This is a genomic window from Mesorhizobium sp. M0518 (genome assembly GCF_040321125.1).
GTDB lineage: Bacteria > Pseudomonadota > Alphaproteobacteria > Rhizobiales > Rhizobiaceae > Mesorhizobium.
On the sequence record NZ_JAMYQY010000010.1, the window covers coordinates 37,523 to 51,541 of the forward strand.

At 61.7% G+C, this 14,019-nt stretch carries 13 protein-coding genes and 2 pseudogenes; 9 read left to right on the plus strand and 6 right to left on the minus strand.

Features of this window, described 5'->3' with window-relative positions; translation table 11 throughout:
• The first annotated feature begins 122 nt into the window (after positions 1–122).
• Complete coding sequence (locus NKI66_RS16185) at positions 123–722, plus strand: YdeI/OmpD-associated family protein (RefSeq protein ID WP_023813338.1); 600 nt, start codon at positions 123–125, stop codon at positions 720–722.
• A 255-nt stretch (positions 723–977) separates the two neighbouring features.
• Positions 978–2,111: a transporter substrate-binding domain-containing protein gene (locus NKI66_RS16190; protein ID WP_245273287.1), complete on the plus strand. Its 1,134-nt coding sequence runs from the start codon at positions 978–980 to the stop codon at positions 2,109–2,111.
• 91 nt (positions 2,112–2,202) lie between these two features.
• On the opposite strand, the gene NKI66_RS16195 is transcribed toward NKI66_RS16190, so the two are convergent.
• Positions 2,203–2,514 carry a hypothetical protein gene (locus tag NKI66_RS16195; RefSeq protein ID WP_023813340.1) on the minus strand — a complete coding sequence of 104 codons (312 nt, stop codon included), beginning with the start codon at positions 2,512–2,514 and terminating at the stop codon, positions 2,203–2,205.
• Between the two features lie 365 nt (positions 2,515–2,879).
• Here NKI66_RS16195 and abc-f point away from each other — a divergent pair, with 365 nt between their 5' ends.
• Positions 2,880–4,502, plus strand: coding sequence for a ribosomal protection-like ABC-F family protein (gene abc-f / locus NKI66_RS16200; protein ID WP_352721035.1), 1,623 nt, complete (start codon positions 2,880–2,882; stop codon positions 4,500–4,502).
• A 4-nt stretch (positions 4,503–4,506) separates the two neighbouring features.
• Here abc-f and NKI66_RS16205 read toward each other — a convergent pair whose 3' ends face one another.
• Positions 4,507–4,947: a lipid-binding SYLF domain-containing protein gene (locus NKI66_RS16205; RefSeq protein WP_023813342.1), complete on the minus strand. Its 441-nt coding sequence runs from the start codon at positions 4,945–4,947 to the stop codon at positions 4,507–4,509.
• A 252-nt stretch (positions 4,948–5,199) separates the two neighbouring features.
• On the opposite strand from NKI66_RS16205, the gene NKI66_RS16210 reads away from it, so the two are divergent.
• From NKI66_RS16210 to NKI66_RS16235, 6 genes and pseudogenes are all read left to right on the plus strand, one after another.
• Complete coding sequence (locus NKI66_RS16210) at positions 5,200–5,556, plus strand: hypothetical protein (protein WP_031213633.1); 357 nt, start codon at positions 5,200–5,202, stop codon at positions 5,554–5,556.
• A gap of 67 nt (positions 5,557–5,623) precedes the next feature.
• Positions 5,624–5,929, plus strand: a pseudogene (locus tag NKI66_RS16215) (ABC transporter permease); the annotation flags it as partial.
• Between the two features lie 388 nt (positions 5,930–6,317).
• Positions 6,318–6,686 carry an Ig-like domain-containing protein gene (locus tag NKI66_RS16220; RefSeq protein ID WP_352752231.1) on the plus strand — a complete coding sequence of 123 codons (369 nt, stop codon included), beginning with the start codon at positions 6,318–6,320 and terminating at the stop codon, positions 6,684–6,686.
• A 9-nt stretch (positions 6,687–6,695) separates the two neighbouring features.
• On the plus strand, positions 6,696–7,538 hold the full coding sequence (locus NKI66_RS16225) for a COG3904 family protein (RefSeq protein ID WP_352752233.1): 843 nt from the start codon (positions 6,696–6,698) through the stop codon (positions 7,536–7,538).
• A 62-nt stretch (positions 7,539–7,600) separates the two neighbouring features.
• Positions 7,601–7,942: pseudogene (locus NKI66_RS16230) on the plus strand (ABC transporter permease subunit); the annotation flags it as partial.
• A gap of 252 nt (positions 7,943–8,194) precedes the next feature.
• On the plus strand, positions 8,195–9,856 hold the full coding sequence (locus NKI66_RS16235; RefSeq protein ID WP_352752235.1) for a reverse transcriptase domain-containing protein: 1,662 nt from the start codon (positions 8,195–8,197) through the stop codon (positions 9,854–9,856).
• A gap of 160 nt (positions 9,857–10,016) precedes the next feature.
• On the opposite strand, the gene NKI66_RS16240 is transcribed toward NKI66_RS16235, so the two are convergent.
• The 4 genes from NKI66_RS16240 to NKI66_RS16255 all read right to left on the minus strand — a co-directional run bounded on the left by NKI66_RS16240 (position 10,017) and on the right by NKI66_RS16255 (position 13,926).
• Positions 10,017–10,262: a MoaD/ThiS family protein gene (locus NKI66_RS16240; RefSeq protein WP_127398960.1), complete on the minus strand. Its 246-nt coding sequence runs from the start codon at positions 10,260–10,262 to the stop codon at positions 10,017–10,019.
• Positions 10,263–10,326: 64 nt separating this feature from the next.
• Positions 10,327–12,588, minus strand: coding sequence for a xanthine dehydrogenase family protein molybdopterin-binding subunit (locus tag NKI66_RS16245; protein WP_352752237.1), 2,262 nt, complete (start codon positions 12,586–12,588; stop codon positions 10,327–10,329).
• A gap of 1 nt (position 12,589) precedes the next feature.
• Positions 12,590–13,066 (minus strand): (2Fe-2S)-binding protein, encoded by a 477-nt coding sequence (locus NKI66_RS16250; RefSeq protein WP_352752239.1) that lies wholly within the window; start codon positions 13,064–13,066, stop codon positions 12,590–12,592.
• Positions 13,066–13,926 carry an FAD binding domain-containing protein gene (locus tag NKI66_RS16255; protein ID WP_352752241.1) on the minus strand — a complete coding sequence of 287 codons (861 nt, stop codon included), beginning with the start codon at positions 13,924–13,926 and terminating at the stop codon, positions 13,066–13,068. Before NKI66_RS16255 ends, NKI66_RS16250 begins: the two co-directional genes overlap by 1 nt.
• Between the last annotated feature and the right edge of the window lie 93 nt (positions 13,927–14,019).

Sequence of the window (14,019 nt, forward strand, 5' to 3'; positions counted from 1 at the left end):
CCGCCAAGTTTGCTGCCGGAAACTGACAGCGACTCGTGCCATTCTGGTCGATGACGGGCAATGCCAGGGACGACAGAGAGGGAACTGATGGCGCGAGCGACACCGAAAGGACAGGCCGGCTAATGGCGCCGGTCAAGGTTGATCCCGACAAGGTCCATGAATTCCCGGATCCGGGCAGCTTCTACGCATGGCTCGGCAAGCACCACGCCACGGAAACCGAAGTGTGGATCAAGGTTCACAAGGTGGGGTCGGGACTGAAGTCGATCACCCCCAAGCAAGCCATCGACGTGGTGCTGTGCTTCGGCTGGATCGATGCGGTGCGCAAGGGGTTGGACGACAAGAGTTTCCTGCAGCGCTACACGCCGCGCGGTCGGAAGAGCATCTGGAGCCTGATCAACATCGACAATGTCGCGCGGCTGGTCGAGGAGGGCCGCATGACCGAGCATGGGCTCAAACAGGTCGAGGCGGCCAAGGCGGACGGGCGCTGGGCGCGCGCCTATGGCAGCGGCAAGGAGATGAAGATCCCCGATGATCTGCAAGCGGCAATCGACGCCGAACCCGCTGCGAAGGCGATGCTGGCAAAACTCAGTGCGCAGAACCGTTTCGCGCTCGCCTTCCGCACCCACAACATGAAGACCGAGGCCGGGCGCAAGAAGAAGATCGAGACGTTTGTGGCAATGCTGAAGCGCGGCGAGACGATCTACCCGCAAGGCAGGAAGTAAGGTTTGGGGTGGGCTGGTTTGGGCGCCAGTTCGTCTTCGGCACGGCAAGCCTGTCCGCACGGGATCCGGCGTTGCGCGAAGCGCTTCAGGATCTGAATCGTGAAATTGTTCCAACTGCTTGTTTTTGCGCAATTCGATGGTCGGCGCGTCGCGCGGCTGCTTCAGCAACGACATCGCCGGTGGACGAAGGACGGCACGGCGGCTACCCTTCGAAAGCCGCGACGATCGAGCGGCGGACGCTGGGAGTCGTTGCCGTTGAGAAGAGTTGCTTCGTGGACGATGGCGCTGGGTCTCATTGTCATCGTCGCGTGTGTGGGAGCCGGCGCCACGCTTGCCCAGACCTCGCCCGACCAGACGTCTCCCGACCTGGCTTCTCCCTCGGCCTCGCCGGCAAAAGAGATCTCGGTCGGGATCAAGGAGGCGCCGCCTTTTGCGTTCAAGCTGCAGGACGGCAGCTGGTCGGGATTGAGCATCGACCTCTGGCAGAAAATAGCCGGGCGGCTCAACCTTCGCTTCCGCTATGTCGAAGTGCCTGCCGTGCAGGACCAGATCGATGGCGTCGTCAACGGCAGGTTCGATGCGGCGATGGCCGCGATCACGGTCACGGCCGACCGCGAAAAGGCCGTCGACTTCACGCAGCCCTTCTTCACGACCGGGCTCGGCATTGCGACACCGCTCAACAACCAGCCGTCATGGCGGCCGGTGCTGCATGCCCTGACGTCGTTCGGCTTCCTGCAGGCGGTGCTGGGGCTGGTCATCATATCGGTGGTGGTCGGCGTCCTGATCTGGATGTTCGAACGTCGGCACAATGACGATTTCGGCGGCGGCGTCGCCAAGGGACTGTTTTCCAGCATGTGGTGGTCGACCATCGCCGCGACGCAAGCCAGCACCGGCGACTTCGGTCCGCGAACCGTGCCGGGGCGCGTGCTGGCCGCGCTCTGGATGATGGGATCGATCATTGCCATCGCGGTGTTCACCGCGGGCGTCACATCGGTGCTGACGGTGACGCAGATGGAAGGAATGGTGCAGGGCGAAAGCGATCTCGCCCAGGTCACGGTCGGCGCGGTGCAGAGCTCGTCGACGGCGTCCTATCTGGATTCGACCCAGATCCGTCATCAGGACTTTGCCTCGATCCAGCAGGGCCTCAACGCGCTTCGCGCCGGCAAGATCGATGCGCTGGTGCACGACAAGCCGCTGCTTGGCTGGCTGGTCGGGCAGAATTACGCGACGAGCCTGCAGGTTCTCGATGCGACCTTCGACCAGCAGCAATATGCCATTGCGCTGCCGCTCGGCAGCCCGTTGCGCAAGTCTCTCGATGTCGCCCTCCTGCAGACCATCGAAAGCGATTGGTGGAAACAGGCCGTTTTCCAGTATCTGGGCGAGAAGTAGTCGACAGGAACTTCCGCGGTGCGATGCGCTGGAAAAACCGCCCTCACTCTGCGAGAGAGGCGGCCCTTTCTTCAAGGATTGATGGTTGCTGTCACTGGTTCAGGTCGACCGGCGTCACGCCAAGAAGCTTCAGGGCGTTGGCGTAGGTCCTGATGCCTTGGGCCTGTTTGCGCTCGGCACAAAACCGGTTCGCCTTGTCCTGGAGCGCGGTTGCTTCGGCGATCTGGCTTGCGCTGGTGCCTGGGGTGGCCTTCGTTTGGATGGCCCCGTCGAGTTGAAGGCCGAGCTGGCTGCAATATTCGCTCCGGGTGACCGCAGCGTCCGCACCCGATTGTGCGACCGCCAGCATGGCGAGCGAAATGCCTGTCAGGGCACCGATCCATCCGGTCGAACGTCGTTGCATGTTTCGGGACCATTTCTTCGCGTTGTACAGCAGCCCGCTTGACCGCCGCGAAGGTGGTTATGACAGGCGATGTTTTCGCGAGTTTTCCCGGATGTTGAATGTTGTTTCCGAAGTGTGTCTGGTGGAGCGTCTTCACCCTCCCCCTTGTGGGGAGGGTCGCTCCGCGCAGCGGAGCGGGGTGGGGGTCTTTTGCAGCGCCGCGCCCCCACCCCGTCCCACCGACCTTGCTTCGCAACCCCGGTGCGCCGACCCTCCCCACAAGGGGAGGTGAAGCGCTGCGGCGCTTGCGCCTCTTCCTTTGCGGCCCTCCTTCGCGTAAGGCGCCGGGCAAATCCTTTCACGCAAGCATATAGCCCGGACACCGCATGATCAGACTTGAAAGCATCAGCAAGCAGAACGGCCGTCAGCTTGTCTTCATCGAAGCGTCGGCGTCGCTGCAGAAGGGCGAGAAGGTCGGCCTCGTCGGGCCGAACGGCGCCGGCAAGACGACGCTGTTTCGCATGATCACCGGCCAGGAGCAGCCCGACGAAGGCCAGGTGCAGGTCGATCGCGGCGTCACCATCGGCTATTTCAGCCAGGATGTCGGCGACATGGAAGGCCACAGCGCTGTGGCCGAAGTGATGAACGGCGCCGGGCCGGTGTCCGAAGTCGCGGCCGAGATGGCAGCCCTCGAGGCGGCCATGGCCGATCCCGAGCAGGCCGACCGGATGGACGAGATCATCGAAAAATATGGCGAGGCGCAGCACCGCTTCGAGGAACTCGACGGTTATGCGCTGGATGGCCGCGCCCGCGAAGTGCTGGACGGTCTCGGCTTTTCGCAGGAGATGATGGACGGCGATGTCGGAAAGCTGTCCGGCGGCTGGAAGATGCGCGTGGCGCTGGCCCGCATCCTGTTGATGCGGCCCGACGCCATGCTGCTCGATGAGCCAAGCAACCATCTCGATCTGGAGAGCCTGATCTGGCTGGAGTCCTTCCTGAAAAATTATGACGGCGCGCTGCTGATGACCTCGCACGACCGCGAGTTCATGAACCGCATCGTCAACAAGGTGGTCGAGATCGATGGCGGTTCGCTGACCGGCTATTCCGGCAATTATGAATTCTACCAGCAGCAGCGGGCGATCGCCGACAAGCAGCAGCAGGCGCAGTTCGAACGCCAGCAGGCGATGCTGGCCAAGGAGATCGCCTTCATCGAGCGCTTCAAGGCGCGCGCCTCGCATGCCGCGCAGGTGCAGAGCCGGGTGAAGAAGCTGGACAAGATCGACCGCGTCGAGCCGCCCAAGCGCCGCCAGACGGTTTCGTTCGATTTCCTGCCGGCGCCGCGCTGCGGCGAGGATGTCGTGACGCTGAAGAACGTCCACAAGGGCTATGGCAGCCGCTCCATCTATGAGGGGCTCGACTTCCAGGTCCGCCGCCGCGAGCGCTGGTGCATCATGGGCGTCAACGGCGCCGGCAAGTCGACGCTCCTGAAGCTGGTCGCCGGCGCTTCCGAGCCCGACACCGGCACGGTGGCGCGCGGGCCAAGTGTCAAAATGGGTTATTTCGCCCAGCACGCGATGGAAGTGCTGGAAGGCGAGCGCACTGTGTTTCAGACACTGGAGGACGCGTTTCCGCAAGCTGGCCAGGCGCCGCTGCGGGCACTCGCCGGCTGCTTCGGTTTTTCCGGCGACGAGATCGAGAAGAAATGCCGTGTGCTGTCAGGCGGTGAGAAGGCGCGGTTGGTGATGGCGCTGATGCTGTTCGACCCGCCCAACCTTCTGGTGCTGGACGAGCCGACCAACCATCTCGACATCGCCACCAAGGAGATGCTGATCACCGCACTTTCGCAGTACGAGGGCACCATGCTGTTCGTCTCGCACGACCGACATTTTCTGGCGGCGCTTTCCAACCGCGTGCTGGAATTGACGCCCGAAGGCATCCACACCTATGGCGGTGGCTATACGGAATATGTCGAGCGGACGGGGCAGGAAGCGCCGGGATTGAGGAGCTAGGCCCTTACCGCAGCGAGATGCTCATGCCGCTGAGGTCGGCGTTGACCTGCAGGCCGACCTGCCTGCCCGTCAATTCGAGCCGGGCGCCCTTGTCGTTGCTCATGACGATCACCTGAGCCCCTTTGCCAAGCGCGCCGCCACCGCCTGCCGCACCATAGACCCCGGTCACATCCCGTGCGCGTTTGATGTGGCGCACGGTACCTTGAAAATAGGTTTTGGAGACGCCGAAGGCGAGACCGCCCGAGACGCCGCCGACCGAGATGGGATAGCGGCGGCCATGGAAGGTCAGCGTTCCTTCGCCTCCGGAGCCACCGACAAAGAAGGCAGCCTTGTAGACGGCGAAGCGGATCGTGCCGCTGTCGGCATGCGCGGCGCTGGCAAAGCCGATGCTCGCGGTGGCGATGGCGGCAACCGCGATGGAACGAAATCCGGATGAAATCTTCATGGTGAGAACTCCTCAATGTAGCCGCTTTGCCGGCCGCAGCGTCGGATCAAAGTTACAACTGAACAGTCTCGCCCGTGATTTGGTTCCAGGCCCCGCGATTTGGTTCCAGGCATGGGTTCGAATCCGGCGGCTGGAGGGCCGGGGAGAGGGCGGCGGGTTGCGAAGGGTGGGGAAGGCGCCCGACCGCAGCTATCGCCTTGCGGGATGAAGAGGTCTATGCAGGCCCTTCACAAGGCTCAGGAGAGGCTTCGGATGAGAATCGCAATCTGCCTCGCATTGACCGCGGCAGTGGCCGGATGCGCGACCTCCCCGGTCGACTATGAGGCGTCGCTTTCGCAGCAGGACCAGAAATGGGCTTCGCCGGCATGCCAGCAGGCCCGCAGGGCGGCTTCGGATTACGAGGCTCGCGAGAAAGAGCATCCGGGGTGGGGTTTCGGCGTCCTGCTTGGTCCATACTCGATGGGGCTCGTCGCAGCCATCAAGGAGCATGAGCAGAAGCAACGAAAGCTGTTCGCCCGTGAAGTGCACCTGCAATGCTCAAGCCTGCCGCTGCCGAAGGAACTGCAGGGCGATTTGAACCCTGGGGTGCCGCCGACGAAGTATCCATAGCCCTGCCGCGCCTTCCCGGGCAAAGGCGCCGGGCTGCGAAGCGGCGATGGAGAGCCGCCGTTGGCCTTATGTGACCTCCAGCATGCTCGCCGGCACCACCGGCCTGCTCTATATCGGCCTGATCAAGGCCCCCTCGCTGTCGCTCGCCGAACCGCTGGTGCTGCCCTCGGTGGCCGCCGCCGTCACCGGCGGCACCTCCATCTTCGGCGGCCGCGGCGGCTACACCGGCACCATCATCGGCGCCCTGATCCTGACCGTGCTGACGACGCTGCTGACGATTTTGCAGATGCCGGAGGGGGCGAGGCGGATCTTGTTCGGGCTGATCGTGCTGTTCGTCACCGCGGCTTATCTGAGGATTGTCGAGGAGAGGTAAAACCAGAAGAGCCAACGATGGCGGCGGATCAGATCACAAACAAGGCGATCAAGACAGCCTGAAGCTCGGCCAATTCATGACGCCAATTTCAAATAGAAAATAAAATCCATTGCATGACATACCACCAATATGCAGAAATCCCTGCCTGTAGGCGGGGGGGATCGCGGATGTGGAGAAATCCAAGGAAAAGCTGACGCTATTTTTTAATGGGCTCAGATAATTCTGCAGACCAAGGGCATTGGTCGGATTCTGCCAATATATTTGACTTGCAATTTCGAAGAGTTGTTGATTCCACCGAGTCCGAAAGATTGATCGGCTTCGGGCATGGATCGACACGCGACAATCCGATGCTTTATTTAAATCTCATCTGGCAAGAAAGTGCTATTCCATGATCTCCACCAGACTTTCAGCCCTTGCTCTCGCCGGCTTTCTCGGCATGAGCCTTGCAACATCAGCGCAGGCGGACGAATGTCCGTGGCGATTGCGTTTCTGGCTCGGCGTGGACGCGACTGGCAGCGCCATGGTCCATAGTGGCCAAAAGTGTGTATTTCCTATCCGAGCCAGCGGTACCCTCACAACTCTGAAAATCATTTCCCGCCCTCAGCATGGCGTCGTCACGGCCCTCAGCCGCTCGGTCCTCACCTATCAGGCCCAAAGTGACTACAAGGGCACTGACACCTTTGTTTTCGTCGCCGCTGGAAAAAGCCAAGTCAACCACGGCAAGTCGACAGTGACCATGACTATGAAGGTTGATTGAGCTATCATCATGGCAATGCGCGTTGCTTTACTGCCGACCGTTTACCTCATCATCGCCGCATCTCTTTTTTGCTTGATTGCGGCAGCATCGGCCGCAGAAACAAAGCAAGTTCCCGACGAGTGGCCAATGAATTTTGCTCTGGTGCGCAACGGCGACTGCACGCAAACCTGCATCCAATGGATATCGGCCGAAGGCGCCATAACAGGTGACACCGGCAGACGGTTCAAGAAGTTTCTGAAACGGCTGAAGGGCAAGAAACTTCCTGTCGTGTTTCAGTCTCCCGGCGGGGACGTGGCTGCCGCGCTTTCGGTTGGGCGCATGATCCGCGCCGCCGGCCTGGAAACCGCAGTGGGCAGAACGCTGCTAAACGGCTGCCCAATGCTTGTACCGCGCTGTCCAGAAAAAATCGTCCAGAACGGCTGGTCGCAAGGTGAAGTCCACTCAGGAGGCGCCTATTGCTTCTCGGCTTGCCCACTTGCATTTATGGGCGGCCAGGTTCGCGCTGCAGCTGCTAATGCCCGCATCGGCCTCCATCAAATAACGGTCAATGGCTACAAAGGATCCGAACAGACCGGGAGAAGAGACCTCGATGCAATTTCGACGCGGTCCGACCCCACGTTGAAGCAAATGCTTTCCACCTACCTCGACGAAATGGGCGTCAGCAGCCACGACGTGTTCGCCATGATGGGACTTGCGACACCTTACGGTCTCTACAACCTCCAAAGCGCTGAAGCCCTGAAATCAGGTGTCATTACAAAAGTCTTCTCGTACTCTGATGATCCGGGCTACATCATCAGTGGAATTGGCGTGTTGCCTGCGGCCGCTTCGCCGGCGAAGGACATCTTGCAGTGAGAGAGCTCTGCTTCTTGGTGACGGCGCAAATTTTTGCGACACCAAGAAGCGAAGCGTTGCCATCACACGCCCACTACTGCCAAGTAGTAGCCGCGCTCTTCATCACCTCAAGCGTGCTCGCCGGCATCACCGGCTTGCTCTATATCGGCCTGATCAAGGCCCCTTCCCTCTCGCTCGCCGAACCGCTGGTGCTGCCCTCGGTGGCCGCCGCCGTCATCGGCGGCACCTCCATCTTCGGCGGCCGCGGCGGCTACACCGGCACCATCATCGGCGCCCTGATCCTGACCGTGCTGACGACCCTGCTGACCATCCTGCAGATGCCCGAAGGCGCAAGGCGGATCTTGTTCGGGCTGATCGTGCTGTTCGTGACGGCAGCGTATTTGCGGATTGTGGAGGAAAGGTAGGGGAGAGGCGGCTGCTTTTGGCTCGAGGCGACTATGGCAGGCGAAACTCTGAAAGACAGCACTGCGCCTTCTCTGTCATTCACGCGGGAGAGCTGCGCCAAAAGTGGCCGTTCATTCGTAATGCCGAATGCAACTCGGATGATCCGCAAAATATCTACGAGCAGGTTTGAAGACTCACCAAAGAACTGATAGGCCTCGTCACACGAGGTCTCCCCTCGCATACGCGCTGTAGTAACTGCGGCGTAAGAGCTAATGTCTGCACATATCGTGCGCGCCATCAATAAACGCGTCACATGGCGTGATTGGAAGGGAGACCTCGTGCCGACGTCCTATTTTGGTATCCCTGTTGTCCGCGCCACAATACCTCCTGAGTTGGCCAATGAAGCTTCGCTTCTCACCTATTTGGGCATGTCAGCCAAGGAGTTGAAAAAGATCTGGTGGTTTCGCGGACGCATGTACCACCAGTTCGAGATCGCCAAGGGGAAGGACAAGACCAGGATTATCAGCGCGCCGAACGAGCGCCTCAAATATCTTCAGAGGCAGATCGCTCCGCTACTTGACCGGCTCTATCGCGTTCGAAATCCAGTCCATGGTTTTGTCTCTGGAAAATCGGTAAAGACCAACGCGTTGGCGCACCTGCGTAAGCGCTACGTGCTTAACATCGATCTGAAGGATTTCTTTCCATCGATCACCGAAAGCCGAGTCACTGGCGTCCTTGAAGCTCTCGGCATCGACAGTCGCGTAGCAAGCATCATTACCCGTCTCTGCTGCTCCAACTCTCATCTGCCTCAGGGCGCGCCAACCAGTCCTGTCCTCTCCAACATGATCTGTTTTCGCTTGGATAAGGAACTGCTTGCCTTCGCGAAGGGCGTACGCTGCATCTACACACGCTATGCAGATGACATCACGCTTTCGAGCCATCAACCCATGGCGGCGCTGTTCGAGGGACCGGCTCAGCCCTTGGGCCATTTCGCACCCGATCTCCTCGTTTCGGCCCTGCGCAACATCGTCGTCAGTAACGGATTCGCGATAAACCCCGCAAAGGCACACTACGCCGACCGAAATTCGCGCCGGATGGTTACCGGGCTCAAGATCAACGAGCTAATCAATGTAGACCGTCGCTATGTCCGAAATATTCGGGCAGCGCTCTATTCGGTGGAGACACTGGGCAGAACGGCCGCGCAGGCGAAATTCAAGAGAGACCATGGTGGCTCGTCCGACCTTGGCAAGCATCTCGGAGGCAAGATCACCTGGCTTAAGTACATCCGAGGCCAATCTGACCCTGTATTTCGGGCTATTGCTATCCGTTTCAACGCTAGCTTCCCGGACCGAAAGATCGAGGTGACGCCGACTGCGGACGAGATCCGGGACCGGGCTGTGTGGGTTATCGAGTATTGTGAGGGTGAGGGCGAGAAGCTCAAGTTGTTGCAGGGCAGTGCATTCTTCCTCAAGGATGTCGGCCTTGTCACCGCCGCGCATTGCGTAGAGGGAGTGGACGAAATTGAGGTCTATCACCCGAGTAAGTTTGCTAACAGATTCACGGCGACCGTGCTCAAGCGAGACAAGCATCGTGATCTTGCGATTCTTGGTCACGCTATCCCAACTACCGAGTATTTCGACTTCGAGCGATCAACTCACGCCGTTGCTGTCGGTCAAGAGTTGATCGCAGTCGGCTATCCAAGCTTTGGTCCTGGCGACAGGCTCAATGTACGAGATGGGAAGGTGAGCTCACTTCCTGTCAAGCACGGTGTTAAGTTGATCGAAGTGACGCAAAAGCTTTCACAGGGCATGTCTGGTGGTCCCATTCTCGACAGCAACGACGCGGTCGCCGGTGTCGTCCACAAAGGTGGACCCGGCGAAGGACGAGACTTTGCTATTCATGTCGAGGTGCTAAACGATTGGCTTGCTGAGTAGGCGTTGGATTATCCGCGCCGGCACGGGCCGACGCGCTGATTGTAAAGGTGTCCGCGGAGATCGCGCCGCCCGCTGATGAGCGTCCGCTGAATTACGTGAATTACGAGTTACGGTGTCGAGTTACGGTGACAGTGCACTTTTTACCCTGCCAGGTGTTCGCCTATCCCCCCGCCAGCCTCGGCAGCAAAAAAATCTCCGCCCCCTCCGGCAGCTTCTTCGACCACGTATCGCGATAGATCGTCCCGTCGATCGCAACCGCGATGCCTTTCTCGATCCAGGGCTCGAGGCCGGGATACTGTTCAGCCAGCTTCCTGAACAGCTCCCTTATGTCCTTGGCCTCGATCTCGACCTTGCTGTTGCCTCCGGCGGTCGCGGCGAGCGAGCCCCAGAGCGTTACTTCGACCATTCGCGAGACCCCTATTCGGGATGGAGCATGATGTTATCCGAAAACCGCTTCGCACTTTTCGGCATCATGCTCTAGCCGCCTCGATCGCCGCCAGGATGCGCGGCGGCGACATCGGGATGTGCGTCATGCGCACGCCCGCGGCGTTCGACACCGCATTGGCGATCGCCGCCAGCGGCGGCACGATCGACGTCTCGCCGACACCGCGCACCCCGTAGGGATGGTTGGGGTTGGGGATTTCGAGGATCTGCGTGTCGATCATCGGCAGGTCCGAGCAGACCGGGATGCGGTAGTCGAGGAAGCCGGCGTTCTGCAGCCGGCCGTCCTTGCCGTAGATATACTCCTCGTTGAGGGCCCAGCCGATGCCTTGCGCGGCGCCGCCCTGGTACTGTCCCTCGACATAGGTCGGGTGCACCGCCTTGCCGGCGTCCTGCACCACCGTGTAGCGGATGACCCTGGTTGCGCCGGTCTCGGGATCGACCTCGATATCGCAGATATGGGTGGCGAAGGAGACGCCGGCGCCATCGGCGACGAGTTCGCTGTGGCCGGCGATCGGTCCGCCGGTCTTGCCCGATTCGACCGCGATCTCCTTCAGCGACAGCTTGCCGAGATTGCCGTGCTTCTCGCCCTTGGCGATCGCGTGGCCCTTTTCCCAGACCACGTCGTCGACGGCAATGTCCCACATCTGCGCGGCGCGCTCGCGCAGGATCAGAATCGCATTGCGGGCGGCCGAGATCGTCGCCATGGAGGAGGAGAAGGTGCCGCGGCTGCCGTCCGTCATGTCGTTGTAGCCGAGGCTGGAGGTGTCGGCGACGATCGCCTTGACTTGGGAATAGTCGATGCCGAGTTCCTCCGCCGCCACCAGCGACAGCGACGCGCGCGAACCACCGACATCGACCGTGCCGACGGCCAGCGAGACCGAGCCGTCCATGCCGATGTTGAGGTCGGTGCAGGTCTGGCCGCCGAAGTTGAACCAGAAGCCGCAAGCCATGCCACGGCCCTGGTTCGGGCCAAGCGGCGCCTTCATGTGCGGATGGCTCTTCACCGCCTCGAGCGTCGGGCCGATGCCGATCGGGCCGTAGACCGGGCCGTAGGAGGATCTTGTGCCTTCCTGCGCGGCGTTCCTGATGCGGAAGTCGACCGGATCCATGCCGATCTTCTTGGCCAGCTCGTCGACCGCGCTTTCCACCGCAAACGCCGCCATCGGCGCCGAAGGCGCGCGATAGGCCGCGGTCTTCGGCCGGTTGACCAGCACTTCGTAGCCGACCGTCTTGACGTTATCGAGCTTGTAGCAGGCGAACGCCGTCATGGCGCCGATCTCGGCCCAGGAGCCGGCATACGGGCCGCAGCTGTAGCGCAGCGTCGCTTCGGCGGCGGTGATCGTGCCGTCCTTGCGGGCGCCGATCTTGACGTCGATCGAGGTGGCGCTGGTCGGGCCCGAGGCGCGGAACACCTCGTCGCGGGTCATCACCAGCTTCACCGGCCGTCCAGCCTTGCGCGACAGCGCCAGCGCCACCGGCTCGGCCCAGACATGGGTCTTGCCGCCAAAACCGCCGCCGATCTCCGAGGAGGTGACGCGCAGTTTCGAGGCTTCCATGCCAAGCAGCTGGGCGCAATGCTGGCGGTAGACGAAATGCCCTTGCGTGCAGACCCAGAGATCAGCGGTGCCGTCCGAGCTGAAATTCGCCACGCAGGCATGCGGCTCGATATAGCCCTGATGCGTCTGCTCGGTCTTGAAGGAGCGCTCGACGATGAAGTCGGCGTGGCCGAAACCCTGATGGACATCGCCATGGCCAAACTGGCTGCGCTTGGTGACGTTGGAGGGTTTTACCGGCTTTTCCTCGAGCCCCTCGGTGAAGATGGCATCATTGATCAAGGGCGCCGTGTGCTTCGCCGCCTCGTCGACATCGGTGACATGCGGCAAAAGCTCGTATTCGACCTCGATGAGCTTCAGCGCCCGCCTGGCGGTGCGGGCGTCGATCGCAGCGACCGCGGCCACCGCGTGGCCGTCATAGAGCGCTTTCGTGCGTGCCATGCAATTGTCGAGGACGTCGTACATGGCGGCATCGCCATCGGTGAGGTCCGGCAGGTCGGCCGCAGTGATCACCGCCTTCACGCCGGCGAGCTTCTCCGCTTTCGAAATGTCGATCTTGACGATCCTGGCGTGAGCATGCGGGCTTCTGAGAACACGCCCGACCAGCTGGCCGGCCATGTTGAAGTCGGCGCCGTAGCGCGCGCGGCCCGTCACTTTGTCGATGCCGTCGGGACGGATCGGACGCGTGCCGACGGAGGTGAATTTACGTCCGGAAAAACGTGGATCGAAATTCATCTCAGGCTCCCTTCATCACGACGGCCGCGTCCTGAACGGCGCGCACGATCTTGTCGTAGCCGGTGCAGCGGCACAGGTTCCCGGCAAGGCCGAAGCGGATTTCCTCCTCGGTCGGGTCGGGGTTCTTGGCCAAAAGGTCCTTGGCCGCGATCAGGAAGCCCGGCGTGCAGATGCCGCATTGCAATGCCGCATGCTCGAGGAATTTCTGCTGCAGCGGGTGGAGCGTGTCGCCATGGGCCATGCCCTCGATGGTCTCGACGCGGCGGCCTTCAGCCTCGGCGCCGAGCACCAGGCACGAGCACACCAGCCGGTCGTCGAGGATGATGCTGCAGGCGCCGCAGTCGCCGGTGCCGCAGCCTTCCTTGGCGCCCGTCAGCCCCAGCCGATCGCGCAGGACGTCGAGCAGCGTCTCGTCGGGCTGGCAAAGATATTCGACAGCGTCGCCGTTGATTGTGGTTGAAACTGCTATACCAGCCATCATTTGCCTCCCGCACGTGCATAGGCGGTCGTTGCGGCCCGCTTGGCCAGCACACCCGCAACTTTCCTCCGGAATTCAATAGTGCCGCGCTTGTCGTCGATGGGACGGCAAGCCCCCGCGCAGACCTGGGCGAGCCGCTCCAGCGTCGCCTCGTCCAGCGTGGAGCCGATGAGCACCTCCGCCGCCTCTTCGACCAGAAGCACCGTCGCCGCCACGGCGCCCAGCGCCACGCGGGCCGATTTGACCACACCGTGCTCATCGAGCGTCAGGTTCACGCCGGCGCTGACCACCGCGATGTCCATTTCGGTGCGTGGAATGAAACGCAGATAGGCATCGCCCGAGCGCGGCGCTTGGCTGTCGAGCAGGATCGCCTCGATGATCTCGCCTTTGGCGAGCGACGTCTTGCCCGGCGCGGTCGGCACGCTCTGCACGGGGATCGTGCGCCGGCCCGACGGCCCGACGACCACTGCCCTGGCGCCGGCGGCAACCAGCGCCGGCACGCTGTCGGCGGCCGGCGATGCGTTGCAGAGATTGCCCACGATGGTGCAGCGTCCCTGCACCTGCTTCGATCCGATCAGCTTGGCCGCCTCGACGACACCGGGCCATGCCTTCCTGAGCGCGGTGTTCTCCCCCAGGACGGCGCAGGGAACCGCCGCGCCGATGCTGAAGCCTTCAGCCGTTTCCCGGATCTCGCTCAAGCCGTCGATCGCCTTGATGTCGACGATCAGCTCTGGTTCGGCAAAGCCGCCCTTCATTCTGACCAGGAGGTCGCTGCCTCCCGCAAGGATGGCGGCCGTACCAGCCGACCCGGCCAACTGGCCAACGGCATCTTCTATTGAAAGCGGACGTATGTAGCGCATCGTCTCCCCTTGGTCATCGCGATTTCAGCGACCGTTATAAACAGTCTCCTCATAATGGCCATCCGGTTCCTCATCTGCGGCGATTGGGCCAGG

What these genes read in the sequence shown, in the direction of transcription:
- NKI66_RS16185 (WP_023813338.1), top strand. Translation starts at nt 123, where the DNA reads ATGGCGCCGGTCAAGGTTGATCCCGACAAGGTCCATGAATTCCCGGAT.
- NKI66_RS16195 (WP_023813340.1), bottom strand. Translation starts at nt 2,514, where the DNA reads ATGCAACGACGTTCGACCGGATGGATCGGTGCCCTGACAGGCATTTCG.
- abc-f (WP_352721035.1), top strand. Translation starts at nt 2,880, where the DNA reads ATGATCAGACTTGAAAGCATCAGCAAGCAGAACGGCCGTCAGCTTGTC.
- NKI66_RS16205 (WP_023813342.1), bottom strand. Translation starts at nt 4,947, where the DNA reads ATGAAGATTTCATCCGGATTTCGTTCCATCGCGGTTGCCGCCATCGCC.
- NKI66_RS16210 (WP_031213633.1), top strand. Translation starts at nt 5,200, where the DNA reads ATGAGAATCGCAATCTGCCTCGCATTGACCGCGGCAGTGGCCGGATGC.
- NKI66_RS16220 (WP_352752231.1), top strand. Translation starts at nt 6,318, where the DNA reads ATGATCTCCACCAGACTTTCAGCCCTTGCTCTCGCCGGCTTTCTCGGC.
- NKI66_RS16225 (WP_352752233.1), top strand. Translation starts at nt 6,696, where the DNA reads ATGGCAATGCGCGTTGCTTTACTGCCGACCGTTTACCTCATCATCGCC.
- NKI66_RS16235 (WP_352752235.1), top strand. Translation starts at nt 8,195, where the DNA reads ATGTCTGCACATATCGTGCGCGCCATCAATAAACGCGTCACATGGCGT.
- NKI66_RS16240 (WP_127398960.1), bottom strand. Translation starts at nt 10,262, where the DNA reads ATGGTCGAAGTAACGCTCTGGGGCTCGCTCGCCGCGACCGCCGGAGGC.
- NKI66_RS16245 (WP_352752237.1), bottom strand. Translation starts at nt 12,588, where the DNA reads ATGAATTTCGATCCACGTTTTTCCGGACGTAAATTCACCTCCGTCGGC.
- NKI66_RS16250 (WP_352752239.1), bottom strand. Translation starts at nt 13,066, where the DNA reads ATGGCTGGTATAGCAGTTTCAACCACAATCAACGGCGACGCTGTCGAA.
- NKI66_RS16255 (WP_352752241.1), bottom strand. Translation starts at nt 13,926, where the DNA reads ATGCGCTACATACGTCCGCTTTCAATAGAAGATGCCGTTGGCCAGTTG.